Raw genomic sequence first — 23,052 nt, 5'->3', positions numbered from 1 at the left:
AGACTATCGACGCGAGAGACCGCATCGCTCAACCATTTGGCTAAGAGGAAACCTTGACCACAGCTTTGATCAGTCCGGCCTTTTCATGCGCCCAGCGTGGCAGGTCGGTGACGACGGCGTCCAGAGTTGTCCGATGTGTGATCAGCGAGGAGACCGGAACATGCCCGGCACGGATGGATGCCGCCACATGCTCGAAATCCTGCCGGGTGGCATTGCGGCTGCCGACCAGCATCATTTCTCGCTTGTGAAATTCGGGATCGGAGAAGCGGATGTCGTCCTTCACGACGCTGACGAAAACCAGACAGCCACCGTGGGCAACGAACGAGAAGGATTTCTCCATCGAACCGCCAAAGCCGGTGGCGTCGAAGACAACATCGAAACCGTCGCCACCTGTGACCGACAATACGGCGTCCAAAGCGCCATCCCCGGCCAATATTCCTTCCGCAAAACCCAACCGTTCTTCGGCCATCTGCAAACGCTCGGCGCTGGCATCGAGCAACGTGACCTGATGGCCGGCGATGCGGGAGAACAGCGCAGTGCCGAGGCCAATCGGCCCAGCGCCGATGACCAGAGCCCGTGACCCGGCAGGCACCAGCGAGCGTCGAACCGCATGGGCACCGATGGCCAGGAACTCAACAGTTGCCGCCGCTTCCAGCGAAAGATCGCCAGCCGGATAAAGATTGGTTTCGGGGACGAGGATTTCCTCGCAGAGCGCGCCATCCGTATGCACGCCCAGAACCTTGATTGCGGTGCAGCAGTTCGGCTTGTCCTTGCGGCAGGCGACGCAGGTCCCGCACGAAAGATACGGATTGACGATGACGGCCGTGCCCGGTGTCAGCGAAACTCCTTCGCCGGATTCGATCACCGTTGCCGAGATTTCATGCCCCATGATCCGGGGATATTCGAGATAGGGATGTTTGCCCTCGAAAATATGATAGTCGGTGCCGCAGATGCCGACATGGCTGACCGCCAGCCGCGCCCAGCCTTTTGGCGGCGCGCCCGGCGCTGGTCTGTCGATGATATCCAGGCGCCCGGGTTCCGGGCAGATAGCCGCTTTCATGGCAGGCAGTTCCTTGCAGTCTCTATTCACAGATGGGTGGATGGCAGCAGCACCCGACCGGGATAGAACCGGCCGGGTGCCGGATTGGTCAGCGCGAACCGCGGCGGCGCAACTGATCGAAATAGACAATGACGATGATCAGCACGCCGGTGATGATGCGCTGCACGAACGCATTGACGTTGAGCAGATTGGCGCCGTTATTGATGGTCGCCAGAATGAAGGCGCCGAGCAGAGGCCCATGCACCGAGCCGACCGCGCCGAACAGGCTGGTACCGCCGATGACCGAGGAAGCAATCGCCTGCAGTTCCCAGCCTTCAGCCTGGGTGGCGTTACCGATGCCGATACGCGAGGCGAGCAGCAGGCCGACGAAGGCGGCGCAGGTGGAAGACAGGATATAGGCGAGATAGATCGTCCGGTTGACATTGACGCCGGAGAGACGCGCGGCTTCGCTGTTGGAGCCGACGGCGAAGAGATAACGGCCCCAGCGGCTCAAGTGCAGGAAGATGTAGGCCGGTATCGCCACGGCGATGACCATCCAGAACAGGCTGGGAATGCCGAGGAAATCGGCGCGGGAAAAGTTGGTGAAGGCCTCGTTGCTGATCGAGATTGTCGAGCCATTGGTCACCAGAAGGCCGATGCCGCGGAGCGAAGTCAGCGTCGCCAGCGTGATGATGAAGGCGGGAAGGCCCATGCGGACGATGCCGAAGGCGTGAAAGGCGCCGATCGCCACGCCAACCAGGAGCGTAATGCCCATGGCCGGCCAGAGCGGCACGCCTTGCTGCAACAGCCAGGCAACGGTGACGCTGGAGAAACCGACGACGGCACCGACCGACAGATCGATACCGGCCGTGATGATGACGAATGTCTGCCCGACGGCAAGGATCGCCGTCATAGACCCCTGGCGCAGCAGGTTGCTGATATTGTTGGAGGTCCAGAAACTCGTGGTCGAGAGACCGAGAAGCAGCCAGAGAAACAGCAAGAGCCCGAGCAGGGTCAGGCCGAACAGGATGTTCATGCCCTTCTTCGGCACCGGTGCGGTTTCCGTTGTTGTCTCTACGCTCATGATTTCCCTCCACGCATTTTCTTGTCCGGTCTTTTCTGAATTTTAAACGCCGATGGCCTGGGTCAGCACTTCCTCGTGCGAGGCGCTACGATAGGTGTGGCTGGCGACGAGCCTTCCCTGGCGAAACACATGCAGCCGATCCGAAAGCTCATAGACTTCCGGTAGATAGGAGGAGATCAGGATGATACCGGCCCCCTGTTCCAGAAGCCGTGCAAACAGCCGATAGATTTCCGCCTTGGTGCCGACATCGACGCCAACCGTCGGCTCGTCGAAGATGAACAGCTTGGCGCCATGGCTCAGCCATTTGCCGATGACGATCTTCTGCTGGTTGCCGCCGGACATGGCTGAAGCCAGTACACGCCGTGTCGGCGTCTTGATTTTCAGATCCTTGATCTGCCGGTCGGCGTTCTCGATCTCACGCCCGCGATTGATGGTGAGACCCCGTGACAGCCGGTCGAACACCGGCAGGTTGATGTTAAGGCCGATCGGCAGATTGAGGCAGAGCCCTTGATCGCGGCGGCTTTCGGGCGCGAGCGCAATACCGAGGTCCATCGCATCACGCTCGTTGCGGATCCTGACCTTGTTGCCCTGCCAATGGACTTCCCCGGCACTCAGCGGCTGGCGGCCATAGAGCCCGAGCGCAAATTCGCTGCGCCCGGCACCGATCAGGCCATAAAGCCCGACGATTTCCCCTGCTCGCACCGATAGCGAGACATCCGTGAAACCTGGACCTGACAAGCCGCGCGTCTCGACAATCGTCGCGCCGATCGGCAGCGTTTCCTTGTGATAGATCTGCTCGATGGTGCGGTTGATCATCATCGAGATCAGTTCGGCATCATTGGTTTCGGCAATCTTGCGCGTGCCGATATGGGTGCCGTCGCGCAGCACCGAAACCCGGTCGGCCAGCTCGAAAACCTCTTCCATGCGATGGCTGATATAGACGATCGTCACGCCTTCAGCCTGTAGCCGGCGAATGAGGCGGAAGAGCTGTGCCGATTCCTGGCGGGTCAGGTAAGCGGTCGGCTCATCGAAAATCAAGAACTGGGTACCACGCATCGCCGCGCGCGCCGTCGCCACCAGCTGCTGCTGGCCGATCGTCAGGTCGCTCAGAAGGGCGGCAGCCGGCAGATTGAAGCCGAGATCGTTGAGCACGGCCTGGGCCGCATCGGTCATGGCGCGCTTACGCATCAGGCCGTTCTTATTGATCTCGTCGCCGAGAAACATATTGGCCGCGACGGACAGGTGGCGGCAAAGCACGACTTCCTGATGCACGGCATTGATACCGCGGGAAATCGCCTCGTTCGGCGTGGCGAGCTGCACCGCATCGCCGCACCAGAAGACCTCGCCGGACGTTCGCCGGATAACACCGGTCAGAAGCTTGATCAGGGTCGATTTGCCCGCGCCATTCTCTCCGACGATGGCGTGGATTTCGCCCGAAAGGAAGGTGATATTGGCCGGTTTCAGGGCCTCGACAGCACCGTATTTCTTCTGCAGGCCGCGCAATTCCAGGATGGGCTGCCCCTTGGGGACAGGATGCTTGGCAATTGTTGTCGCGCCATCGTCGTGCCGGTGGCTGACATCATAAAGTCCTGTCATGGCGGCTCTCCTCCCCAATCCGATATCTGCTTCAACACGGTCAGGCCTTGCTGAAACAGGTCCGGATGGTGTTATGCGACAGTCGGCAGGCCGCTTTGAACGGCCTACCGCGTTGTTTCGATCAGTTGACCTTCGGGTTCAGAAGAGCGTCGATCTTCGGATCGGCCATGTTGGCCTTGGTCACCAGATTTGCACCGGTATCGACATTGGCCTCGACCTTTTCCTTCTTCGAAGCGGCAAGCGCGGTTTTGATGCCGTCATAGCCCATCCGGTACGGATCCTGGACGACGAGGCCAGCCAGAACGCCTTCCTTGAGGAAGCCGACCGTCTTTTCGTCGCTATCGAAGCCAATGACCTTGATCTTGTCGCCGAGCTTGTTTTCAGCAATCGCCTGGCCAACACCCTGTGCCATGATCAGGTTCGACGCGAAGACGCCAACGAGGTTCGGGTTAGCGGTGATCAAGTCAGTCATCATGTTGAGGCCGGTGGTTGCCTGACCGTCAGCATATTTGTCAGCCACGACCTTGAGGCCCGGATACTTGGCTGCGATGACTTCGACGAAGCCTTCGTGGCGCTGATCGAGCGAACCGACGCCCGGCAGGCTGGTGATGATGGCGATTTCGCCTTCTTCCTTACCGGTTGCTTCCTTGATGGCGGCAGCAAGACCGTCAGCGGCGATGCGGCCACCTTGTGTGTTGTCGGTAGTCAGGAAGGACGTGAACGCTTTTGAATCGGCGCCGGAATCGATGCCGATGATCGGCACGGCCTTGGCCGCCTCATCGATCGGCTTGCCGAGCGCCTTGAATTCGGTCGGCGAGATGACGACGGCAGCAGGTGCGCCGGCAACGGCATTTTCCAGAATGGTGATCTGGCCGTTGATATCCGATTCCGACTGAGCGCCGAGTTCTGGCACGTTGACGCCGAGATCCTTGCCGGCCGCGCGGGCGCCCGCCAGAACGATCTGCCAGTAGAACGATGTCGTATCCTTGACGATGATCGGGATCGTGACGTCCTGCGCGAACGACGCCACCGGCATCATGGTTGCAAAGACTGCAGCGCCGGCCAGGCTGGTAAAAGCGCGACGGGACAGGATATTCTTCATAAGGGTCATGGTGTTGTTCTCCTCCAACAACGTCTTGTTCAGTTCTCCTCAGACCGGGCTGCAAGACGCTAACAGTTCGATCTTTTATCCATAAAAAACATTTCGCTTTGGCAAGCTATCTCAGCATTTTCGAAATTGCAAGCGTTCGAAACTTCCCTTGAACATTGTTTTCCTCCCAACGCCAAGTCTTTGTTTTTCATCACGAAGATGAACCGGCCCACCTCCATGGGCCGGGTTGTATGCCGCGTCAGACGCGGTAGAGTTCCTGCGGATGCACAACGCCCTTCTTCAGGATGATATTGCCATACAGCCGGAATTCGGTCGTCGCGACGATATAGGCTGCCTTGCGCGAGCGCTCGTAGAAGGCAAAGCGCTCGATCGGTACGACCTTGAAATCACCGGCGAGTTTGGTGACCAGATTCTGGAATTCGACGCAGACCTCCGGCACCGCCTGCGGGTCACCGACAACTTCCATGCGCCAGGCGGATTCATCCACGAATGTGTCGAGCGGCATATGCGCCAGAATGGCCTCGGTAATACCCAGCGCATCGACACCATCGGCGCGCACGACCTTTGGACCCATGCTGCTGGCCGGGAAATTGGCATCGGCAATGACGATTTCGTCCCCATGCCCCATCGTGCGGATCGCATGCAGCAATTCCGGGCCGAGCAATGGATGTATTCCCTTGAGCATTCGGTTTTCCTTTGTCTCTTGAAAGCCGGCTAAACCCGGACGGCATCCGTGCCGAGTTCCGGGGCGACCAGCGTATGTGCGTCATAGGCCGTGAAATCACCCGGCTGCAGACGCTGCTCCGTCAGTTCCATATTGCGCATCAGGCTCGACGGTTTGGCCGTACCGAGCAGGACAGAGGCGACCGCTGGGCTCTGCAACGGAAACTGGATGGCGGGTGCCGCCAATGGCAGTCCCTGTGATCGCGCAATCGTTTCCATCGCCCTCACCTTGTCGAGCACGTCCGGCGTCGCCGGCATGTAGTCGAAATGCGATCCCTCGACCGGACCGGTGGCCAGAATACCCGAATTGAATACGCCGCCAACCACCAGCGATGTTTTCTTTTTCTCACACAGCGGCAACAGTTCGGCGGTGGCGGTGCGATCGAGAAGCGTATAGCGCCCGGCCAGAAGAATGCAGTCGATATCCGCCTCGCGCATCACATCGAGGCAGACCGGCACCTCGTTGACACCCAGCCCATAGGCGGTGATGGCGCCGCTTGATTTCAGCTGTTCCAGCGCCTTCAAACCACCATCCAGCAGCTGGCGAAGATAGACCGCGTTACGCTCGGCGCCATGCGTGTAGACGCCGATGTCGTGGACGAACAGGATATCGATGCGGTTGAGGCCGAGACGGGCATAGCTGAAGTCCACCGACCGCATAATGCCGTCATAGGAATAGTCGTAATCGGTATCGAACGGCAGCGGATCGACAAAACCGTAGCTTGGAACTTTGTCGTCGGGTACAGGCCGCTGCAGTCGGCCGACCTTTGTCGACAGAACATAACTGCCCTTCGGCTTGTCGCGCAGGAAATCACCGACGCGGCGTTCGGCAAGACCGAAGCCGTACCAGGGCGCGGTGTCGATGAACCGCAGCCCGGCAGACCAGGCAGCCTCCAGCGTTTCCATCGCCGTTTCACGCGGGCAGGCCCGGTACATGCCGCCGAGCGGCGCCGTGCCAAAGCTGTATTCGGTGACGGACAGATCCGTCCGGCCGATTTTTCTGAGTTGCATGATCTTCTCCTCCGCTCCGACAGTTCCCCGTCAGAGTGTCGCGCCCAGATGCCAGGGCACGAATTCATTGTCGCCGTAACCAAACAGCTCGCTCTTGGTTTTCTTGCCGGACGCCGTGTCGATGATCAGGTCGAAGATTTCACGGCCCATCCCGGCAATCGTTGCATCGCCGGTAGCGATGGTGCCGCAATCGATGTCCATGTCCTCTTCCATGGCGCGATAGAGCGCCGTGTTGCTGGTCAGCTTGATCGACGGACAGGGCCGCGAACCGAAACAGCTGCCACGGCCGGTTGTGAACGTGATGACATTGGCGCCGCCCGCCACCTGCCCCGTCGCCGAGACGGGATCGTAGCCGGGTGTATCCATGAAGACGAGGCCATGTTCCGTCACGCGTTCGGCATAATGATAGACCGCCGTCAGCGGCGACCGGCCGCCCTTGGCGACGGCCCCCAGCGATTTTTCAAGGATGGTCGTCAAGCCACCGCGCTTGTTGCCCGGCGAAGGATTATTATCGAGCGATGCGCCGTGCATGGCGACATACTCTTCCCACCAGGTAATCAACCCGTCGAGCTTTTCCGCGACACCATCATTGACAGCGCGGCTGCGCAACAAATGCTCGGCACCATAGATTTCCGAGGTTTCCGACAGGATAGCCGTACCGCCGGCACCGGCGAGAATATCGACTGCCGCACCCAAAGCCGGGTTCGCCGTGATGCCGGAAAGCCCATCCGAGCCGCCGCATTGCAGTCCGACGATGATTTCGCTGACCGGGATCGCGGTGCGCTTCGCCGTCCCGACCTCCTGGGCGATTTCTTCGAGCACGCCAAGGGCGCGGGCGACGGCGCGGCGCGAACCACCGGCATCCTGAATATTGAAATGCCGTTTGCCGGCACCGGCACCCGACTGACCGTACAGCGTCAACTGGTTGACCTCGCAGCCGAGACCGACCATCAGCACGCCGCCAAAATTTACATGGCGCGTATAGCCGGCAAGGGTGCGGTGCAGGTTCTTCATGCCATCGCCAGTCGAACTCATGCCACAGCCCTGATCATGGACGATCGGGACGAAACCGTCGATGCCGTCATAACGCGGCAGGATGACCTTGTTGGCCTCCTCCGCGATGGCACGGCAGACGGTGGTGGAACAGTTGACGCTGGCGATGATGCCGATGAAATTGCGGGTCGCCGCACGGCCGTCGGCCCGGCGATAGCCCATGAACGTCCGGGCCTTGTCCGCGATGCTGGCGGCTTCCGGCGGCACCGGCGCGCCGATCGACAACCGGTCCTGATCGAAGGCGAGATTGTGCGAATGGACATGGTCGCCCGCGGCGATCTCGATGGTCGCACGGCCGATCGCCTGGCCGTATTTCACCACCGGTTCACCGATATGGACGGGATGGATCGCCACCTTGTGGCCGGGATCGATCTTGCCGTTTGCGCGGACGCCGCCCGGCAGTTCACCACCTGCCTCGATGGCCAGCGACGCGACGGCGATATTGTCTTCCGGCGACAAAACGATGAAGGAAGGTGCGGTCACCCTTGGTATCTCCCTGGACGGTTTTTATCCGAATGAGCCTGTCATTCATTTTGTCTTTTATCCACAATAGACAGTTTGCCGTCAATGGGTATTATGGGGCCGCGGCGCGGTACCAATCCGCAACCACTGCACCAAAACAAAATCAGGGACGAAACACGTGAACCGCAAGAGCAAAATCGAAGACAGGATCAAACGGACCGGATAGAGCAGCCTGAAAACCTGCCCCCAGTTGGGCTGACAGAAACTCCTATCTGGTCGATACAGCCATGGCGAAACAGAATACCGTCTTCAAGGACGCCTTCAACCGCTGCCTCAAGCTGCTGGCGGAAACCTCCAGCCTGCCGTCCGAGCCCGAGCTTGGAACGACGCTCGGCGTCAGCCGCACCACCATCCGCGCCATCCTGACGCGCATGGAAGAGCTGCAGTTGCTGGCCTGGGACAAGCGGGCAAAGGTGGTTCTGCGCCAGCCGAAGCCGGAGGATTATTATCCGGCGGAAGAAACCGATTCGCTGTCCGATATCATCGAGCGCAGTTTCATGCGCCGGATTCTGGCCGGCGGCGCCGAGCCCGGCATGCAGATCAACGAGCTGGAACTGGCCCGCGATATCGGTACCGGCACGACCAGCGTACGCGAATTCCTGATCCGTTTCAGCCGCTTCGGCCTGATCGAGAAACGCCCGAACAGCCACTGGATCCTCAAGGGGTTTACCCGTGAATTTGCGCTGGAACTGACGGAAGTCCGTGAAATGTTCGAGTTGCGCTCGGCCGCCAGCTTTGCTGCTCTTGCCCCCGATCATCCGGCCTGGGCGGACCTCAACCGGATCGAGACCCTGCATCACGAAATCCTTGCCGACATCGACAATCGCTACAAGGAATTCTCGGAACTCGATGAGCGTTTCCATCTCCTGGTGCACACATCGTCCAGCAACCGCTTCATCGTCGATTTCTACGACATCATCACCATCGTCTTTCACTATCACTATCAGTGGAACAAGACGAATGCGCGTGAGCGCAATGCCCGGGCGCTCGAAGAACATCTCGACTATATCGCCGCGCTACGGTCCCGTGATCCGGCACGCATCGAGACAGCTTGCCGCCGCCATCTGAAATCGGCACGGGAAACCCTGCTCCAATCCATTCAATAGCCGGATTCACCAATATGATGATCACACCCATCGTCCAGTTTGGAACCAGCCGCTTCCTGCAAGCCCATGCCGACCTTTTTGTCAGCGAGGCGCTGGAAAAGGGTGAGGCACTCGGCAAGATCACTGTCGTCCAGACCACAGGCTCGGCGGAACGCGCCGGACGGCTGAAGGCGCTGGCGGCCCCGGGCGGTTTTCCCGTTATCGTTCGAGGGATCGTCGAGGGTACCGAAATCGATCGTATCCAGCAGGTGGCAAGTGTTGCCCGGGCGCTGTCCACGGCATCCGATTGGGAGGCGATCAAGCGCATCGTCGCCACGGAAGCTGAAGTGCTGATCTCAAACACCGGTGACACAGGCTATGCCGTCGGCAACGACGACCTGGAAACGGAAATTCCAGCGTCATTTCCCGGAAAATTGCTGTTCCTGCTTCACGAACGCTATCGCGTCGAAGGTAAGCCCATCACCGTGCTGCCTTGCGAATTGATGAGCCGCAACGGCGATACCTTGAAGGCTGTGGTCCTGCGCCTTCAGTCCGCGCGAGTTGCGGATGCGGGTTTCGCGCAATGGCTGGAAACACACGTCATCTGGGGGAACACGCTGGTCGACCGGATCGTATCGGAACCTTTGGATCCGGCTGGTGCGGTGGCGGAACCCTATGCGCTCTGGGCGATCGAAGCCCAGCCTGGATTGAAACCGCCTTGCACGCATCCTTCCATCCAGGTGGTGGACGACCTCACCCCATACGAAAAGCTCAAGCTGCATATCCTCAATCTCGGCCATACCGTGCTGGCCGATATCTGGCTGAAGACCGGCCGTCCTCAGGATGAAACCGTGAAAGCCATCCTGAAAGACCCGGTCGTGCTCGCCGCTCTGCTAGAAATCTATGAAACCGAAGTGATTCCCGGCTTTGCCGCGAAGAATCTCGGCAGCGAGGCTACCAGTTACGTCGCTCTGACGCTCGACCGCTTTCGCAATCCGTTTCTGGACCACCGCATCCGCGACATAGCCAATCACCATGCGGAAAAAGTCACCCGGCGACTTGCCGATTTCAGGGCTTGGAGCCCGGATGTTGGCATGCCGAATCTCACTGCGATCATTGAAAGCCGCTGATCAGTAGCCGGCAACCGGCTTGGCATCACCTTTCCCGCCGGCCAGGAAATCGTCACGCAGTTTTGTCGTGGCGCTGACAAGAAGCGTCACATCGGTTCCGATCGCCATGAAGTCCGCGCCCATCTCCCGGTACATATGGGCTTGGTCGAGGCTGAGCGTCATGATGCCACGCGCCTTGCCCACCTTGCCGATGCGATCAAAAGCGTCCTTGATTGCCGCGGTTACGTCTGGATGCCCCGGCTGGCCAAGATAACCCATGTCCGCCGCCAGATCGGATGGGCCGATGAACAACCCGTCGACCCCATCAAGCGCTGCAATATCATCAAGTGCTGCGAGACCGGCACGGCTCTCGATCTGCACGATCAGGCAGATTTCGTCATTGGCGGTTTCGAGGTAATCGCTGATCCGGCTGAACTGAGATGCGCGGCCAAGCGCTGCGCCGACACCGCGCACCCCATGCGGCGGATAACGCACGGCACGCACCAGAGCCTGCGCCTGTTCGACACTTTCCACCATCGGGATCAGCAATGTCTGGGCACCCGTATCGAGGATCTGCTTGATCAGCCAGGTTTCGCCGACCGGAAGCCGGACCATCGGATGGCTGCCGGAGCGGGCGACAGCCTGGATCTGCGCCGACAGAAGCGGAATATCGTTCGGCCCATGCTCGCCATCGATCAGCAGCCAGTCATAGCCGCTGCCTGAAACGATCTCCGCCGCATAGGGACTGGCCAGAGCGACCCAGAGACCCAGTTGAAAACGGTCCTCACGGATCGCGGCCTTGAACGTGTTTTTTGGGGCGGGCATGGCTGTCTCCTGCTGTCACTATGGCTTTGTACCGTCAAACGAAAAAACCGGCCAGAGTTATCCGGCCGGTTCGCTCCAAAACCTGACTGGCAGATCAGGTCTCGACCTGCAAATCAGGCAATGCCACCGAGGCAGACATATTTGATCTCGGTGAATTCCTCGATGCCGTATTTCGAGCCTTCACGGCCAAGACCGGAGAGCTTGACGCCACCGAACGGCGCTTCGGCCGTCGAAATCAGGCCGGTATTGACGCCGACCATGCCGTATTCCAGCGCTTCGGCAACCCGGAAGACGCGGGACAGATCCTTGGCGTAGAAATAGGAGGCGAGGCCGAACTCGGTATCATTCGCCTGCTCGATAACATCCGCCTCAGACTTGAAGCGGAACAGCGGCGCCAGCGGACCGAAGGTTTCTTCCTTCGCTACCGCCATGTCCTTTGTGACATCGGCAAGAATCGTCGCCTCGAAGAAGGTGCCACCGAGCGCGTGCGGCTTGCCGCCCTGCAGGATGCGCGCACCCTTTTTCAGGGCGTCGGCAATGTGCTCCTCGACCTTGTTCAGCGCTGCCTTGTCGATCAGCGGCCCAAGAATGACACCCTCATCAAAACCGTTGCCGGTCTTCAGCTTGCCGACGGCTGTTGCCAGCTTTTCGGCGAAGGCATCGTAGACGCCGTCCTGAACATAGATACGGTTGGCGCAGACGCAGGTCTGGCCATTGTTGCGATACTTGGCGATCAACGCGCCATCGACGGCCGCATCGAGATCGGCGTCATCGAAAACGATGAAAGGCGCGTTACCGCCCAGTTCGAGGCCGAGCTTCTTGATGGTCGGGGCGCTCTGCTTGTAAAGCTCGGTGCCGATTTCCGTCGAGCCGGTAAAGGTCAGCTTGCGGACGGTCGGGTTGGAGGTCATTTCGCCTCCGATGGCGGCGGCCGAACCGGTGATGACGCTGAACAGGCCCTTCGGCAGACCGGCACGTTCAGCCAGAACCGCGATGGCGATAGCCGAGAACGGCGTCTGCGAAGCCGGCTTCAGAACCATGGCGCAACCGGCAGCAAAGGCTGGACCGGCCTTGCGGGTGATCATCGCATTGGGGAAATTCCACGGTGTGATCGCCGCGACGACGCCGATCGGCTGCTTCATCACCATGATACGCTTGTCCGGCTGATGGCCGGGGATCATGTCACCATAGATGCGGCGGCCTTCCTCGGCAAACCATTCGATGAAGCTGGCACCATAGACGATTTCACCGGTCGCTTCCGCCAGCGGCTTGCCCTGTTCAAGCGTCAGGATGCGTCCGAGATCGTCCTTGTTTTCGATCATCAGGTCGTACCATTTGCGCAGGACGGCGCAGCGATCCTTGGCTGTTCTTGCGGCCCATCCCTTCTGCGCAGTGCGCGCCGCCTCGATGGCTGCCTTTGTTTCTGCTGCACCGAGCTTCGGCACCCGGCCGATGATCTCTCCAGTCGCCGGATTGTTCACCTCGATGGCATTTTTCGGGTCGGCTTCGATCCAGTTTTCGCCGACGAGCGCGGCCTGGCGGAACAGCGAAGGGTCTTTCAAGGTCACGGTCATCAGCAGCAAATCCTTTGCTTCGAAAAATCTACAGAACTTATACAACTTTTTTCTGGCGTTCGACAATAACCCAGAAGAACGTTTCTGCAGTCTGTTTCGCCACGTCCCCGGCAGTCGGCCACGCAACCGCTGTCGCCGAATTGGAAACAGTCCATCAACAAACTGGAGTCTATTACTAGACTATCCAATCGCTATATGCGGACTTCGTCCGCTAATCGAATTCCGGCCCTCCGACCTCCCAAGACAGGAACATGCCATGACAACAACCAGCAACTACCGCCAGGCAGACTATCCCATCGAGCCGAGCTTCCTCAATCGCTGGTCGCCGCGCGCCTTCACCGGCGAGACCATTGCCGAAACGGAATTGCTGACAATTCTCGAAGCCGGCCGCTGGGCGCCTTCCGCCTACAATTCCCAGCCATGGCGCTTTGTCTATGCTTTGCGCGGCACTGAACAATGGGACAAGATCTTCCCGATCCTCAACGAGTTCAACCAGGGCTGGGCAAAATCCGCGTCGGCACTGGTGATCCTGGTCTCCAAGACCCATTTCGCAGCACCGGGTGCTGCCGAAGAAGCCCTGTCCTATAGCCACAGCTTCGATACCGGTGCCGCCTGGGGAGCGATCGCCCATCAGGCCCATCTGCTTGGCTTGCAGGCCCACGGCATGACCGGCCTGCATTTCGACAAGGCTGTTGAAATCCTCGGTATTCCGGAAGGCTATCGCGTCGAAGCCGCAGCCGCTATCGGCCGCCTAGGCGATAAGGCCCAGTTGCCGGACTATCTGCAGGCCCGCGAAACGCCAAGCCCGCGCCGCCCGCTTTCGGAAATTGCCTTCAATGGCACGTTCATCGCCGGCTAAGTTAAAAAGCAAAAACCGCGCCTTCCAGATGGGAGGCGCGGTTTTCAATAAGTCACAAGGGAGGCTGCGCCTACCTCAGATATCCAGGTTGGCGACGCTGAGCGCGTTTTCCTGGATGAAATCGCGCCGCGGCTCGACCTCGTCACCCATCAGGCGCGAGAACAGACCATCGGCATCGGTGGCATCGTATACCCGGACCTGAAGCAGCGAACGGACGTTCGGATCGAGCGTCGTTTCCCAGAGCTGCTCGGCATTCATTTCCCCAAGACCCTTGTAACGCTGCATCGACAGGCCCTTGCGGCCGCTGGCGAAGATGGCGTCGAGAAGCGCGCGCGGACCGCTGATCTCGATCGCACCGTCCTTGCGCTTCAAAACCGGCGGGATGGCATAGATTTCCTTGAGGCGCGGAGTCATCAGATCAATGTGACGCGCATCCTGCGATCCGATCAGCGCCATGTCGAGCGAGGCGACTTCCTTGACGCCGCGCACCATGCGCTCGAATTTCAGGCCACCATCACCAGCAACAACGGCCGTCCAGCCGCGCTCTGTTTCCTCGGCGATCAGATCGAGGCGCTTGGCAACCTCGGCTGCCGTTGCTGCCGACTGCTCGGCATGCTGGTTGAGTTCCGGATTGAGCGCGCCGGCAATTGCCGCCTGCTCGACAACGGACCGGCTGTAGCGCGAATGCAGCGCTTCGATCAGCGTACGCAACCGCAACGCATCGATGATGACTTCACGCAGATCCTGCCCGACCCGGACTTCGCCGGAGCCGAGTTCAAGGGCCGCGTCTTCGAGGCCTGTGGAGATCAGATAATCTTCCAGCGCCTTTTCGTCCTTCAGATATTGCGCCGACTTGCCGCGCGCCACCTTGTAGAGCGGTGGCTGGGCGATGAAGAGATGCCCGCGCTCGATCAGTTCCGGCATCTGCCGGAAGAAGAAGGTCAAAAGCAAGGTGCGGATATGGGCGCCGTCGACATCAGCATCAGTCATGATGATGATCTTGTGATAACGCAGCTTGTCCGGATTGAACTCGTCCTTGCCGATCGACGTGCCGAGCGCTGTGATCAGCGTGCCGATTTCCTGGCTGGACAGCATCTTGTCGAAACGGGCGCGTTCGACATTGAGGATCTTGCCGCGCAGCGGCAGGATCGCCTGGTTTTCACGCGAACGGCCCTGCTTGGCCGAACCGCCGGCGGAATCGCCTTCCACCAGGAAGAGTTCGGATTTGGCCGGATCGCGCTCGGAGCAGTCGGCGAGCTTGCCGGGCAGCGACGAAATGTCGAGAGCGCCCTTGCGGCGGGTCAGTTCGCGCGCCTTCTTGGCTGCTTCGCGAGCAGCGGCGGCCTCGATCACCTTGCCGACGAGGATCTTTGCGTCGCCCGGATGTTCTTCAAGCCAGGTGCTGAGCGCTTCGTTGACGAGGCTTTCGACAACGGGGCGAACCTCGGAGGAGACAAGCTTGTCCTTGGTCTGCGACGAGAACTTCGGATCAGGCACTTTGACGGAGAGAACGGCGGTCAGGCCTTCGCGGCAGTCTTCGCCGGTGAGCGTGACCTTTTCCTTCTTCATGATGCCGGAGCTGTCACCATAGGAAATGATCTGGCGCGTCAAGCCGCCACGGAATCCGGCCATATGGGTGCCGCCGTCGCGCTGCGGGATGTTGTTGGTGAAGCAGAGAACATTTTCATGATAGCTGTCGTTCCACCACATCGCCACTTCGACGGTGATGCCGTCCTTTTCGCCGCGAATGGCGACAGGCCGGTTGACCAGCGGCTTCTTCGCCCGATCGAGATAGGCAACGAAGGCTTCGAGGCCGCCGTCATAGATCATCTCTGTCTCGCGGATATCGGAATGACGCTTGTCTGTCAGAAGAATGCGAACACCCGAATTCAGGAAAGCGAGCTCGCGCAGGCGATGCTCCAGCGTTCCATAATCGAACTCGATCATCGTGAAGGTTTCGGTGCTCGGCAGGAAGGTGACTTCCGTGCCAGTCTCGCCGTTGCTGTCGCCGATCACTTTCAGGGGTGCGTCGGCGACGCCATGGGTGAAGCTGATCTCATGGATCTTGCCTTGACGCTTGATCTTGAGCGTCAGCTTGACCGAGAGCGCGTTGACGACCGAGACGCCGACGCCGTGCAGGCCGCCGGAAACCTTATAGGAGTTCTGGTCGAATTTGCCGCCCGCATGCAACTGCGTCATGATCACTTCGGCAGCCGAGATGCCCTCTTCCTTGTGAATGTCGGTCGGGATGCCGCGGCCGTTGTCAGTCACGGTGACCGAACCATCCGGATTGAGCGTCACGGTGACGATATCAGCGTGGCCAGCCAGCGCCTCATCGATGGCATTGTCCACGACTTCGTAGACCATGTGATGCAGGCCGGAACCGTCGTCGGTATCGCCGATATACATGCCCGGCCGCTTGCGGACGGCATCAAGGCCCTTCAGAACCTTGATGGAATCGGCACCATATTCGGCGCTTGCGCCGGCTTCGGTTTCAGGCAAATCGGTCATTCGGCTATAGGTCTTTCCAGGTTACGATGCCATGTCTTCGGGATCGGATTCCGTGCGAATCACCCCTCGATGGCGCTCCCCGAATATAGGGATTTTGTCCATAGTTCCAAATCCCATGCAGCCTGAAAGCGGCAGAAATCAGGGGATCATCAGAGTTCCTTATCAGGAAAGCGGGCTTTTTCCAAAACATCTTCCAGAATGCGGATGGTTTCGCCGGATAGGCCACGGATACAGCCGGCAAGTCGGTTGGCAAAGGCCGTGTGAGCCGACGGTAAACCGGCAGTATCCAGCACTACTTTCGGGTCGGAAAGGGCGGCAATCCCGAACAGTTCGTCGGCATCGTCCCAGATGACGTGGAAGTAACCGGCGACCCTTTGCTGGAATTCAAAGCTCGGCGCACCGCGCTTGCCATGCTCCAGAGCCGAAAGATAAGCGGGCGATACGCCGATCGCCGTTGCCATCTGTTTTTGCGAAACACCCTTCTTTTGCCGTAGCCGGCGCACCGCGTCGCCGAAGGGGGTCATGGGGCCACGCCTCTCGGGCGCGACAGACGGACATAGAGCGCGCCGTCGCCACCGTGATTGCGGGCGGCCGGCTCGTAGGACGAGATCAGCATGCGGAATTCCGGCAGCGAAAACCACATCGGCACCGCTCGCTTGAGCGCGCCATCGCTGCCAAGCGACGTTCCCTTGCCAGTGATGACCAGAACATGCCGCAGGCCGCGATCATAGGCGCGCATCAGGAAATGTAAGAGCAAACCATGCGCCTCGCTCTGGATCATGCCATGCAGGTCGATCCGCGCCTCGATGGCGAGATGGCCCTTGGCAAGTTTGCGCTTCACCGGCTTTTCCAGTGGGTGATGCATACGGACGGTCTTTTTCGGAGCCTCGGGCGGGGCAGCGCCGAAAGCTTCGGCAAGCGATTTTCCCTCCTTGATCACCGGCATCGGCAATTTTTCGGGCTGGGGTTCGGGCTTTGGCTCTTCGAATTCCGCCAGCTCATCCATTCGCCCCGGCAGCGGACGCGTCGTGCGCGCGACCTTGCCCCACAGGATGCGGTCTTCGCTGGTGAGCTTCTTTCCCTTAACCATGGCCGTATCTTGCGGCTGCGGCCTTCGGAATGAAAATGAAAAAATCAGCCTCGTTGCGCACGGCACCAGCCAGCCGTCCGGCCTCGTCACCGGAGCCGGTGAAGATATCGCCCCGCGCAGGACCGACGATGGCCGACCCGGTATCGAGCGCCAGCATCAGCCTTCGAAAAGGCCGGCCACCCTCGATCGAGGTCAGGCTGTCGCTGGAGATGAAAAAAGGAACCCCGAACGTATGAATGAGCCGGTCGACAGCGAGCGAACGGCCAGGTTCCAGCGCTACCTTTGCAGCCGCGACCGGTCCGAGCCCGGTATCATCGACCTCGGCCTCACGGAAAAAAATGAACGACCGATTATGCCACAGAACTTCGCCCGCCTCGTCCGGATGATCGTCCAACCATTGCTTGATCGTTTGCATCGACACGGTTGCGGCGTCGATCTTGCCACGCTCGATCAGAAGTTTGCCGGTGGCGGAGAAATAATGGCCGGTCTTGGCCGCATAGGTCACCCGCTTCATCGCGCCATCGGGATAGACGAGCCGGGCGGCACCCTGGACATGGGCAAAGAACACGTCGGTTTTGGATTTGGCATAGGCGATCTCCAGCCCGCGGCCGGCAAGGTATCCCTGCTCTATCGCCTTGCGGTCCGGATATTCGGAAATTTGCCCATCCGTCTGCTGCCCAAAAGCAAAATACGGATCCATGCCGCCGGGGCGGTTGCCATCATCGATATCGATGAGATCGTCCGGACGGCTATAAAAAGGGAAACGGAAGGTCTCGTCCCGTGTCGCGCTGACCAGAACTTCGGGCTCGAAAAAAGCCGTGACGAAGCCAAGCTTACCATCATGGCGAATAATCTTGAACGGAACGAAATGCTGTTCAAAGAAAGCGCGGGCTTCGCTCGCATTGCGGGGCTGTGTGGCTTCGGCCGCTTCATAGGCCGGCATCAGATCGGCAGTGGAAATGCCAAGCGATGCCGTCTTGTGTGGCTTGACCTGGGTGACCTGCCGGCGACAGCGTTCAAGCGCCGGCAGAAGCGGGGATGGATCGTCGGACTGCCAACCGGGAAGGTCGGAAAAGTCGACCCGTTGCAAATCGAAATCCATCGCCGCCGCGCCTTACGTCCTGATCAGTTTTCCGATTCCGTCGCGATCAGCTTCCAATTCGGATCGCGGGAACGGGTATCGCGCGCGAAGGTCCAGAGATCGTTAACCTCGGAAACCGCTTCGGCATCGCCATCGACGATCGCGCCGGCCTTGTCATAGGTCGCGGAAATCAGCTGGCTGATGATGCGCAGCGTGATGTTGGCTTCGCTATCCTTGATCTCGGCATGCACCATATCGGCCTTCTCGATGCCGACGAAGGTAGACTTGACGACTTCGCCCTTGCTTTCGCGTTCGGAAATCGCGGCGTCGAAACCGTCATAGACGTCGCGGGACAAGAGACCCTTGAGCGTCTTGCGGTCGCCATCGGCGAAAGCCATGACGATCATCTCATAGGCCATCTTGGCGCCATTGACGAATTCCTTCGGATCGAAGGACGGATCGTTATCGACCATGCGGCGCAGTGCGTCGTTCAGCGGCGTGCCAGCCTTTGTGAAGGCATCAATCTCGGCGTAACGGGAAATCTCCTCGCCGGCGCCATCGCGGCGTGGCAATTGCACCACTTTGCCGGACGCTTCAGGGCCATCGGCGGCTTCGCGCGGCGAATAGGGATCGACCGGCGGACGTTCGTTGCCGGTCCGCTTGCCCAGGACGCTGCGCAGTTGGAGGAATATGATCACCGCGGCGACCAAGAAAAACAATGTGACGAAGTCGAAAGAGCCCATTTCCACCCAGAACCGCTGTTAATATGCCGTGCGATCATCCCATATAGTCTGCATGACACGATCATTCAAATGGCTATATCACTTCTTTGCAATTGCCGGTGCGGTTCGGCTCAATCATATTCACCTGAGTAGATATCAATGCGCTCCCTGATCATCCCGATTCTTTTCCTTTTGATGCCGATCGCGGAGATCGCGACCTTCATCGTCGTCGGCCGTGAAATCGGCGTCGGCATGACGCTTCTTCTTGTTCTGGCCAGTGCCGTTGCTGGCGCGCTTTTGTTGCGTATCCAGGGGTTCGGGGTTCTTAGAAAGATACAGCAGGCATCACAAACCGGCACGGATCCAGGCCGGCAATTGGTGCACGGCGTCATGATCGTGATCGCCGCCTTGCTGTTGATCATTCCGGGGTTCATCAGCGACATCATCGGATTGCTGCTGTTCATACCGGCGGTTCGGGATCTTGGCTGGTCGTTCGTCAAGAACCGCCTGACGATCGTTACAACCGGCATGGCGGGAGGCTCGCGTGGCTTTTCTCGCGGCCCGGAACCGGAGCGTGGCGCTTCCCGCAATGGGGGTCCCCAGGTGATCGACCTCGACGACGACGAATTTTCCCGCACCGATGGCCGGGGCCGCACCGATCCCAACGAGCGCGACCGCCTCAAGTGAACGGCGGCACCGGGTTGTAAGCCCGGGTGCGAAATGCTAGATGCCTCACCAAATTTCATGTCCGAAGGAAATGGCCTTATGACCGATACCGCATCCCCGACAAACGGCTCTGCCGAAAGCCCGTCCCTGAACATCCTGGCCCAGTACATCAAGGACCTTTCCTTTGAAAACCCGGGTGCGCCGCGTTCGCTTCAGGCACGCGAAAAGGCTCCGGCGATCAACATCAATGTCAACGTCAACGCCAATCCATTGTCGGATGCGGAATTTGACGTCATCCTGACACTGAACGCAGAAGCCAAGGACGGCGACAAGATGCTGTTCAATGTCGAGCTTTCCTATGGCGGCGTTTTCCGCGTTACCGGTTTCCCGCAGGAACACATGCTGCCGCTGCTCTTCATCGAGTGCCCGCGCCTGCTCTTCCCGTTTGCCCGCCAGATCGTTTCCGACGCGACACGCAACGGCGGCTTCCCACCGCTGATGATCGACCCGATCGATTTTGCCCAGATGTTCACCCAGCGTATGGCTGAGGAAAAGGTTCGCTCGCAGGTTTCCACCACCGCGAACTGATTTGGCTGAAATCTGGATCTGATTGTTTCAATGCCCGGTTTCGACCGGGCATTTTTATTTGGCCGGTTCGTATTTTGCCCAGATAGCCTTGGCGCCCATCTTCGCGACAAGGGCTGCATGGGCGTCGGCCTCGCCAACGGTGAGGCGCGCACCAAGCGGACGTGGCCGTTGCCCGGCAACCGCGATAGCCTCGTCGGCTTCGTCAGCCTGACCGCCATTGTCGCTGGAGTGCAGACCGAACGTTGTCTGCCGCCCGCCGATCAGCTCGATATAGACTTCCGCCAGAAGCTCGGAGTCGAGCAACGCGCCGTGTTTCGTCCGGTGCGAATTATCGACGCCATAGCGACGGCAAAGCGCATCGAGCGAGTTCGGACCCATTGGATGCTTGCGGCGCGCGAGTGCGAGCGTATCCGTGACCAGATCGTTGGTGATTACCGGTAGGCCCAGCCGGGTAAATTCGGCATTCATGAAACCCATGTCGAAGGTTGCGTTATGCGCTACCCATCGGGCGTCACCAAAAAATTCGAGCAGTTCATCGACGATACCGGCAAAGTTCGGCTTGTCCTTCAGCGACTCGTCGGAAATGCCATGGATAGCCAGCGCGTCCGGATGCACCTTGCGGTCGCCCGGATTGATATAGACGTGAAAGCTGCGGCCGGTTGGAAAATGATTGTCGAGTTCGATGCCGCCAATTTCGATGACCCGATCGAGCTTGTTGTCGAGACCTGTCGTTTCCGTATCGAAAATGATTTCGCGCATCATGGCCTCTTCTGGCTTGTCAGCCTCTGGACGATCGCCGCCACCTGGTCGCGGGCCGAATCAAGTCCGTGGCCCGTATCGATGATGTAATCGGCTTTCGCACGTTTTTCCTGGTCGGGGACCTGACGCGAGAGGATGAGGGCGAATTTTTCCGCCGTCATCCCCGGTCTTTTCAGCACCCGCTCCCTTTGGATCTCCGGATCGCAGGTGACGACGGCGACGGCATCGACGCGGCTTTGGCCATTCGTCTCGTACAGAAGCGGGATGTCGAGGAGGACAAGTGGCGCACCGGCCGCTCGATGATGATCGAGAAACGCCCGCTCCTTCTCGCGCACCAGCGGATGGACAATCGCTTCCAGCGTCTTGAACAAGGATGGATCGGCAGCCAACTGCCGGGAGAGTTCGGTCCTGTCGACCGAACCCGCCTTCGCCGTTCCCGGAAATGCCGCCTCGATCGGCGCCACAGCTTCACCTTGATAGAGGGCGTGCACGACCGCATCGGCATCATTCACCGGCACACCCATCTCGGCAAACATCGCAGCCGTGGTCGACTTGCCCATGCCGATCGATCCGGTGAGCCCGAGGATGATCATGCGTGGCTCGCCATATCATCGATGATGATCTGGCGCAGGGTCTCATCGATCGTCGGCCTCTTGCCGAACCATTTCTCGAACCCGGGTGCGGCCTGGTGCAGCAGCATGCCAAGCCCATCGACCGTGGCAAAACCCTGTGCCTCGGCTTGTGCGAGGATCGGCGTCTTCAGCGGCACGTAAACAATATCCGTCACGATACTGCTGGAAGCCATGACCGTAAAATCGATCTGCGGCACTTCCGTCCCATCCATCCCGAGCGACGTAGTGTTGATGAAAAGGCCAGCTCCGGTCATGACCTCGGCCAGCGCAGCCATCGGCTGCGCATGCACGGCTGGCCCAAACCGGTCGGCGAGTTCCCGGGCGCGATCAACCGTGCGGTTGACGACATGGATTGTCTTGACGCCCCGATCGCGCACCGCCTGGATCACCGCCCGACTGGCACCGCCAGCGCCAAGAATGACAGCGGTTTGACATTGGTCCCAGCCCGGAGCGCGTTCATCAAGGTTGGCGCTAAAGCCATGCCCATCCGTATTGGTCGCATGCACCAGGCCGTCTTCGATCCACAATGTGTTGGAAGCGCCGAGTTCAGTGCTCAACGCATCCGGCCGGTCGGACAGGGCGAAAGCCAGCTCCTTGTGAGGGATCGTCACATTGCCGCCCGTGAAACCGGATTGGCCATTTTTCAGCGACGCGATGAAATCGGGGAACCCCTCCGGAGATACGGCATGAGCCTTGTAGCTTCCCGGCAAACCAAGCTGTTTCAGCCAATATCCATGGATCAGCGGAGAGCGCGAATGCTTGATCGGATAGCCCGTGACGAAGGCGTGGTTAACAAATGTTTCACGTGAATCACGCATCGATCACCCGTAGATCCCTGAGTTTTGCGAGCAGCGGCAGCATAGGCAGCCCGAGAATGGTGAAATAATCGCCGTCGATTTTATCGAAAAGTTGGATGCCCTCGCCTTCGAGCTGATAGGCGCCGACGCTGGAGAGTGCCTTTTTTCCGACGCGGGCGAGATGCGCGTCGATAAATTCCGGACTTAGAGCCCGAACCGACATCCGTGCCGAAGACACATGCTTCCAAAGAATGTCATGTCCGCGTGTCAGCACAATGCCGCTGTTCAACTGATGAACCCGGCCGGACAGCGATAGCAGATGATCGCGCGCCTCATTCATATCGCGGGGCTTGTGGTAGACCCTGGCACCGAGCGACATGGTTTGGTCCGAGCCGATGATGATATCGTCCGGAAAAGCCTCCCCGACATTTCTCGCCTTGGCTTCGGCCAGGATCAGCGCAACCTCTTCCGGCGACGACCCCTGCCGTTCGACCTCGCCTTCAATCGCCCGCTCGTCAATATCGGCTGCTTTCGCCTGGAAAGCGATGCCGGCATTTTCCAGCAGCATGCGACGGAACGGGCTCGCCGAAGCGAGGACAAGAGAACCTGCCATTG

Annotated in this window: 23 protein-coding genes; 5 read left to right on the top strand and 18 right to left on the bottom strand. The window is 59.5% G+C overall.

What is annotated here, in order from left to right:
- Nucleotides 1-40 precede the first annotated feature (40 nt).
- The 7 genes from ASD36_RS27020 to ASD36_RS26990 all read right to left on the bottom strand — a co-directional run bounded on the left by ASD36_RS27020 (nucleotide 41) and on the right by ASD36_RS26990 (nucleotide 8,100).
- On the bottom strand, nucleotides 41-1,060 hold the full coding sequence (locus ASD36_RS27020) for a zinc-binding alcohol dehydrogenase family protein (RefSeq protein ID WP_060502488.1): 1,020 nt from the start codon (nucleotides 1,058-1,060) through the stop codon (nucleotides 41-43).
- 88 nt (nucleotides 1,061-1,148) lie between these two features.
- Complete coding sequence (locus ASD36_RS27015; protein ID WP_060502489.1) at nucleotides 1,149-2,123, bottom strand: ABC transporter permease; 975 nt, start codon at nucleotides 2,121-2,123, stop codon at nucleotides 1,149-1,151.
- A gap of 42 nt (nucleotides 2,124-2,165) precedes the next feature.
- Nucleotides 2,166-3,719 carry a sugar ABC transporter ATP-binding protein gene (locus ASD36_RS27010; RefSeq protein ID WP_060502490.1) on the bottom strand — a complete coding sequence of 518 codons (1,554 nt, stop codon included), beginning with the start codon at nucleotides 3,717-3,719 and terminating at the stop codon, nucleotides 2,166-2,168.
- A gap of 121 nt (nucleotides 3,720-3,840) precedes the next feature.
- A complete protein-coding gene (locus ASD36_RS27005) occupies nucleotides 3,841-4,830 on the bottom strand; it encodes an ABC transporter substrate-binding protein (protein WP_060502491.1) in 990 nt (329 codons plus the stop codon).
- Nucleotides 4,831-5,068: 238 nt separating this feature from the next.
- On the bottom strand, nucleotides 5,069-5,515 hold the full coding sequence (locus tag ASD36_RS27000) for an RbsD/FucU domain-containing protein (protein WP_060502492.1): 447 nt from the start codon (nucleotides 5,513-5,515) through the stop codon (nucleotides 5,069-5,071).
- 29 nt (nucleotides 5,516-5,544) lie between these two features.
- Nucleotides 5,545-6,564 (bottom strand): aldo/keto reductase, encoded by a 1,020-nt coding sequence (locus tag ASD36_RS26995; RefSeq protein WP_060502493.1) that lies wholly within the window; start codon nucleotides 6,562-6,564, stop codon nucleotides 5,545-5,547.
- A 30-nt stretch (nucleotides 6,565-6,594) separates the two neighbouring features.
- Nucleotides 6,595-8,100 (bottom strand): altronate dehydratase family protein, encoded by a 1,506-nt coding sequence (locus ASD36_RS26990; RefSeq protein WP_060502494.1) that lies wholly within the window; start codon nucleotides 8,098-8,100, stop codon nucleotides 6,595-6,597.
- A 266-nt stretch (nucleotides 8,101-8,366) separates the two neighbouring features.
- Between ASD36_RS26990 and ASD36_RS26985 the strand changes: the two genes are divergently transcribed.
- Together ASD36_RS26985 and ASD36_RS26980 are read left to right on the top strand one after the other, a co-directional pair.
- The gene (locus ASD36_RS26985) at nucleotides 8,367-9,245 is read left to right on the top strand and encodes a GntR family transcriptional regulator (RefSeq protein ID WP_060502495.1); all 879 of its coding nucleotides are present in this window, start codon (nucleotides 8,367-8,369) and stop codon (nucleotides 9,243-9,245) included.
- Between the two features lie 14 nt (nucleotides 9,246-9,259).
- A complete protein-coding gene (locus ASD36_RS26980; protein ID WP_244481941.1) occupies nucleotides 9,260-10,354 on the top strand; it encodes a mannitol dehydrogenase family protein in 1,095 nt (364 codons plus the stop codon).
- On the opposite strand, the gene ASD36_RS26975 is transcribed toward ASD36_RS26980, so the two are convergent.
- Both ASD36_RS26975 and gabD read right to left on the bottom strand, forming a co-directional pair.
- Complete coding sequence (locus tag ASD36_RS26975) at nucleotides 10,355-11,158, bottom strand: HpcH/HpaI aldolase/citrate lyase family protein (protein ID WP_060502496.1); 804 nt, start codon at nucleotides 11,156-11,158, stop codon at nucleotides 10,355-10,357.
- Nucleotides 11,159-11,271: 113 nt separating this feature from the next.
- The gene (gabD, locus tag ASD36_RS26970) at nucleotides 11,272-12,726 is read right to left on the bottom strand and encodes an NADP-dependent succinate-semialdehyde dehydrogenase (RefSeq protein ID WP_060502833.1); all 1,455 of its coding nucleotides are present in this window, start codon (nucleotides 12,724-12,726) and stop codon (nucleotides 11,272-11,274) included.
- A 262-nt stretch (nucleotides 12,727-12,988) separates the two neighbouring features.
- Here gabD and ASD36_RS26965 point away from each other — a divergent pair, with 262 nt between their 5' ends.
- Nucleotides 12,989-13,591, top strand: coding sequence for a nitroreductase family protein (locus ASD36_RS26965; RefSeq protein ID WP_060502497.1), 603 nt, complete (start codon nucleotides 12,989-12,991; stop codon nucleotides 13,589-13,591).
- Between the two features lie 75 nt (nucleotides 13,592-13,666).
- On the opposite strand, the gene gyrB is transcribed toward ASD36_RS26965, so the two are convergent.
- The 5 genes from gyrB to ASD36_RS26940 form a co-directional block, all read right to left on the bottom strand.
- Nucleotides 13,667-16,102 carry a DNA topoisomerase (ATP-hydrolyzing) subunit B gene (gene gyrB, locus ASD36_RS26960; RefSeq protein WP_060502498.1) on the bottom strand — a complete coding sequence of 812 codons (2,436 nt, stop codon included), beginning with the start codon at nucleotides 16,100-16,102 and terminating at the stop codon, nucleotides 13,667-13,669.
- A gap of 149 nt (nucleotides 16,103-16,251) precedes the next feature.
- Complete coding sequence (locus ASD36_RS26955) at nucleotides 16,252-16,626, bottom strand: helix-turn-helix transcriptional regulator (protein ID WP_060502499.1); 375 nt, start codon at nucleotides 16,624-16,626, stop codon at nucleotides 16,252-16,254.
- Nucleotides 16,623-17,192, bottom strand: coding sequence for a Smr/MutS family protein (locus tag ASD36_RS26950; RefSeq protein WP_060502500.1), 570 nt, complete (start codon nucleotides 17,190-17,192; stop codon nucleotides 16,623-16,625). Before ASD36_RS26950 ends, ASD36_RS26955 begins: the two co-directional genes overlap by 4 nt.
- Complete coding sequence (locus tag ASD36_RS26945) at nucleotides 17,185-18,294, bottom strand: murein transglycosylase A (RefSeq protein WP_060502501.1); 1,110 nt, start codon at nucleotides 18,292-18,294, stop codon at nucleotides 17,185-17,187. The genes ASD36_RS26950 and ASD36_RS26945 overlap by 8 nt, the downstream gene beginning before the upstream one ends.
- A 23-nt stretch (nucleotides 18,295-18,317) precedes the next feature.
- Nucleotides 18,318-19,016, bottom strand: coding sequence for a Tim44/TimA family putative adaptor protein (locus ASD36_RS26940; protein ID WP_060502502.1), 699 nt, complete (start codon nucleotides 19,014-19,016; stop codon nucleotides 18,318-18,320).
- Nucleotides 19,017-19,154: 138 nt separating this feature from the next.
- On the opposite strand from ASD36_RS26940, the gene ASD36_RS26935 reads away from it, so the two are divergent.
- Nucleotides 19,155-19,682, top strand: coding sequence for an FxsA family protein (locus ASD36_RS26935; RefSeq protein WP_060502503.1), 528 nt, complete (start codon nucleotides 19,155-19,157; stop codon nucleotides 19,680-19,682).
- A gap of 78 nt (nucleotides 19,683-19,760) precedes the next feature.
- Complete coding sequence (gene secB / locus ASD36_RS26930) at nucleotides 19,761-20,249, top strand: protein-export chaperone SecB (protein ID WP_162246337.1); 489 nt, start codon at nucleotides 19,761-19,763, stop codon at nucleotides 20,247-20,249.
- Nucleotides 20,250-20,303: 54 nt separating this feature from the next.
- Here secB and dnaQ read toward each other — a convergent pair whose 3' ends face one another.
- The 4 genes from dnaQ to ASD36_RS26910 are packed head-to-tail and all read right to left on the bottom strand — an operon-like array spanning nucleotide 20,304 to nucleotide 23,050.
- Nucleotides 20,304-21,008: a DNA polymerase III subunit epsilon gene (gene dnaQ / locus ASD36_RS26925; protein ID WP_060502834.1), complete on the bottom strand. Its 705-nt coding sequence runs from the start codon at nucleotides 21,006-21,008 to the stop codon at nucleotides 20,304-20,306.
- Nucleotides 21,008-21,601, bottom strand: a complete 594-nt coding sequence (gene coaE, locus ASD36_RS26920) for a dephospho-CoA kinase (protein ID WP_060502505.1) — start codon at nucleotides 21,599-21,601, stop codon at nucleotides 21,008-21,010. The genes dnaQ and coaE overlap by 1 nt, the downstream gene beginning before the upstream one ends.
- The gene (locus tag ASD36_RS26915; protein WP_060502506.1) at nucleotides 21,598-22,458 is read right to left on the bottom strand and encodes a shikimate dehydrogenase; all 861 of its coding nucleotides are present in this window, start codon (nucleotides 22,456-22,458) and stop codon (nucleotides 21,598-21,600) included. Before ASD36_RS26915 ends, coaE begins: the two co-directional genes overlap by 4 nt.
- Nucleotides 22,451-23,050: a Maf-like protein gene (locus ASD36_RS26910; protein ID WP_112834681.1), complete on the bottom strand. Its 600-nt coding sequence runs from the start codon at nucleotides 23,048-23,050 to the stop codon at nucleotides 22,451-22,453. Before ASD36_RS26910 ends, ASD36_RS26915 begins: the two co-directional genes overlap by 8 nt.
- Nucleotides 23,051-23,052: the final 2 nt, after the last annotated feature.

The sequence above is a fragment of the Rhizobium sp. Root1334 genome (genome assembly GCF_001426665.1).
GTDB lineage: Bacteria > Pseudomonadota > Alphaproteobacteria > Rhizobiales > Rhizobiaceae > Pararhizobium.
The sequence above is the reverse complement of the archived record's forward strand: the minus strand, read 5'-3'. Positions and strand labels throughout refer to the sequence as shown.

Bases quoted from the DNA above. Each gene is read 5' to 3' on its own strand.
- ASD36_RS27020 (WP_060502488.1), bottom strand. From the start codon at position 1,060: ATGAAAGCGGCTATCTGCCCGGAACCCGGGCGCCTGGATATCATCGAC.
- ASD36_RS27015 (WP_060502489.1), bottom strand. From the start codon at position 2,123: ATGAGCGTAGAGACAACAACGGAAACCGCACCGGTGCCGAAGAAGGGC.
- ASD36_RS27010 (WP_060502490.1), bottom strand. From the start codon at position 3,719: ATGACAGGACTTTATGATGTCAGCCACCGGCACGACGATGGCGCGACA.
- ASD36_RS27005 (WP_060502491.1), bottom strand. From the start codon at position 4,830: ATGACCCTTATGAAGAATATCCTGTCCCGTCGCGCTTTTACCAGCCTG.
- ASD36_RS27000 (WP_060502492.1), bottom strand. From the start codon at position 5,515: ATGCTCAAGGGAATACATCCATTGCTCGGCCCGGAATTGCTGCATGCG.
- ASD36_RS26995 (WP_060502493.1), bottom strand. From the start codon at position 6,564: ATGCAACTCAGAAAAATCGGCCGGACGGATCTGTCCGTCACCGAATAC.
- ASD36_RS26985 (WP_060502495.1), top strand. From the start codon at position 8,367: ATGGCGAAACAGAATACCGTCTTCAAGGACGCCTTCAACCGCTGCCTC.
- ASD36_RS26980 (WP_244481941.1), top strand. From the start codon at position 9,260: ATGATGATCACACCCATCGTCCAGTTTGGAACCAGCCGCTTCCTGCAA.
- ASD36_RS26975 (WP_060502496.1), bottom strand. From the start codon at position 11,158: ATGCCCGCCCCAAAAAACACGTTCAAGGCCGCGATCCGTGAGGACCGT.
- ASD36_RS26965 (WP_060502497.1), top strand. From the start codon at position 12,989: ATGACAACAACCAGCAACTACCGCCAGGCAGACTATCCCATCGAGCCG.
- gyrB (WP_060502498.1), bottom strand. From the start codon at position 16,102: ATGACCGATTTGCCTGAAACCGAAGCCGGCGCAAGCGCCGAATATGGT.
- ASD36_RS26955 (WP_060502499.1), bottom strand. From the start codon at position 16,626: ATGACCCCCTTCGGCGACGCGGTGCGCCGGCTACGGCAAAAGAAGGGT.
- ASD36_RS26950 (WP_060502500.1), bottom strand. From the start codon at position 17,192: ATGGTTAAGGGAAAGAAGCTCACCAGCGAAGACCGCATCCTGTGGGGC.
- ASD36_RS26945 (WP_060502501.1), bottom strand. From the start codon at position 18,294: ATGGATTTCGATTTGCAACGGGTCGACTTTTCCGACCTTCCCGGTTGG.
- ASD36_RS26940 (WP_060502502.1), bottom strand. From the start codon at position 19,016: ATGGGCTCTTTCGACTTCGTCACATTGTTTTTCTTGGTCGCCGCGGTG.
- ASD36_RS26935 (WP_060502503.1), top strand. From the start codon at position 19,155: ATGCGCTCCCTGATCATCCCGATTCTTTTCCTTTTGATGCCGATCGCG.
- secB (WP_162246337.1), top strand. From the start codon at position 19,761: ATGACCGATACCGCATCCCCGACAAACGGCTCTGCCGAAAGCCCGTCC.
- dnaQ (WP_060502834.1), bottom strand. From the start codon at position 21,008: ATGCGCGAAATCATTTTCGATACGGAAACGACAGGTCTCGACAACAAG.
- coaE (WP_060502505.1), bottom strand. From the start codon at position 21,601: ATGATCATCCTCGGGCTCACCGGATCGATCGGCATGGGCAAGTCGACC.
- ASD36_RS26915 (WP_060502506.1), bottom strand. From the start codon at position 22,458: ATGCGTGATTCACGTGAAACATTTGTTAACCACGCCTTCGTCACGGGC.
- ASD36_RS26910 (WP_112834681.1), bottom strand. From the start codon at position 23,050: ATGGCAGGTTCTCTTGTCCTCGCTTCGGCGAGCCCGTTCCGTCGCATG.